Genomic DNA, 656 nt, shown 5'->3' on the forward strand with positions numbered 1-656 from the left:
TGCATCCTCGTGCTGATCGGTGCGACGCCGGAAGGCCGCAAGGAACTGGTCGGCTTCACCGATGGTGCCCGCGAGAGCGCGCACGACTGGCGCGATCTGCTGCTTGATCTGAAGCGGCGCGGGCTCGACGTGCCTCCGCGGCTCGTCATCGCCGATGGCGCACTCGGCTTCTGGAAAGCCGCCGGCGAGATCTGGCCGAAAACGCGCGAGCAGCGCTGCTGGGTACACAAGACTGCCAACGTGCTCGCCAAGCTGCCGAAGAGCCAGCAGCAGAAAGCCAAGCGCGCGTTGCAGGAGATCTGGATGGCTGAAACGAAGGTCGCCGCCGAGCTGGCGTTCGACGCCTTCATCGAGAGCTACGCGCTGAAATACGAGAAGGCGGCCGACTGCCTGCGCAAGGATCGAGACACGCTGCTCGCATTCTACGACTTCCCGGCCGAGCACTGGAAACACTTGCGGACGACGGATGAGATGGACAAGCGATTTTTTCATTATCGAGATGACGCTTGCTGGAAATCGCGTGCGTCCATTCTTTTGTTCGGCCGCGCCGCAGGCCATTCTTCCGTCCCGGCCATCAATCTTGCAGCCGCCGCGCGCAGGGGCGGTCAAGGCTGGCCGCACTTGCGGCCACCGCAAGGCTTGGCCTTGACCGGCCC

The 656-nt window shown here is 63.9% G+C and carries 1 protein-coding gene; it reads left to right on the forward strand.

The window, feature by feature from the left end:
- Positions 1-656: transposase (locus tag IVA82_RS12475; protein ID WP_247493315.1), on the forward strand; the 656-nt coding region annotated here is incomplete at both ends.

Source organism: Bradyrhizobium sp. 142, assembly GCF_023074015.1.
Classification (GTDB): Bacteria; Pseudomonadota; Alphaproteobacteria; order Rhizobiales; family Xanthobacteraceae; genus Bradyrhizobium.